The sequence below is a fragment of the Lawsonibacter celer genome, assembly GCF_014281125.1.
Lineage (GTDB): Bacteria > Bacillota > Clostridia > Oscillospirales > Oscillospiraceae > Lawsonibacter_B > Lawsonibacter_B celer.
The window spans coordinates 1-1,370 of record NZ_JACOEA010000014.1; the positions used below are offsets into that span (position 1 = coordinate 1).

Annotated in this window: 1 protein-coding gene; it reads right to left on the reverse strand. The window is 64.2% G+C overall.

Annotated elements, in window-relative coordinates; genetic code table 11:
- Positions 1-1,370: 4-hydroxyphenylacetate 3-hydroxylase family protein (locus H9Q75_RS12545; RefSeq protein WP_186567635.1), on the reverse strand; the 1,370-nt coding region annotated here is incomplete at both ends.

Here is a 1,370-nt window from a genome sequence, read left to right on the forward strand (position 1 = left end):
GCCTGAGGGGAGCCGGCGCCGTGCATGGACTCGGTGCGGTAGCCCACGGCGGCGGTGCCCAGGGTCAGGTTTTCGATCAGCCGCAGGATGCGCAGGCGGTTCTCGGTGCTGACCCCGTCCACGCCCTTGAGGTATTTCTCCACCACCGGCCCCAGCTTCTCGTCCCGCAGGTCGGCCTCGGAGGGCGCGGTAACCATCAGCCCGCCCGCGATGTCCTCTGCCAGCCGGGCGATCTCATAGGGGAAGCGGGTGACGTTCTGCTTGCACACATTGGCCAGCAGCAGGTCGATGATGTAGTTGCCGCTCTGGGTGGGATGCCCCTCGGCGGAGCAGGCGATGCCGCAGCAGTACAGCGTCTCGTTGAGGTGGGTCATCTCAATGAGCTTATCCTTCACATGGCTGGCCTTGGCCGCGCCGTTGTAGTCCGCCGCCACTGCGGCCGCGCCGATGAGCACGTCGCCCACGCCCACCTTGCACCCGCCGTAGCTCTGCCGGTGGTAGCCCGCGAAGCGCTCCACCATCATGCCCGCGAACTCCGTCTCCCCGTTGAGGAAGATGCGCTCGTTGGGCACAAACACGTTGTCGAACACCGTCAGGGCCTCCACCCCGCCGAACTCGCTGTTGCCCACGTCCAGCTCGCTGTTCTCCCGCTTGCGCGTGTCGCAGCTCTGCCGGCCGATGATCATAAAGATCCCCTCGCTGTCCATGGGCACCGCGAAGCTCACCGCGTAGTCCTTGTCCTCCGGGCCCATGGAGATGGTGGGCATCACGATGATCTCGTGGCTGTTCAGCGCCCCGGTCTGGTGGGCCTTGGCGCCCCGCACCACAATGCCGTCCTCACGCCGCTCCACCACGTGCAGGTACAGGTCCGGGTCGCTCTGCTCGTGGGGCGCCCTGCTCCGGTCCCCCTTGGGGTCGGTCATGGCCCCGTCCACCGTCAGGTCGTTTTCCTGGCAGTAGATCATGAACTTCCGGAAGTTCTCGTGGTAGTGGGTGCCGTACTTCTGGTCGGTCTCATAGGTGGTGGAGAACACGGAGTTGAAGGCGTCCATGCCCACGCACCGCTGGAAGCACGCCGCCGTTTTCTGCCCCAGCAGCCGCTGCATCTTTACCTTTTTCACCAGGTCCTCCGCCGACTGGTGGATGTGGGTGAACCGGTTCACGCGCTTGCCCGTGTACGGCGAAATGGCCGTCATCAGGTCCTCGTATTCCGCCTGCTGCGCCAGGTCGTACGTCATCCGTACGCTGTTCAAACTCGGCCGCAGGATCGGATCGTCCACCGGACGCTCCACCTTCTTCCCAAACATGTATACCTGCACTTTCATCTTCCCGATGCTCTCGATGTACTCCTCGCCTGTCATCAGTGCCAT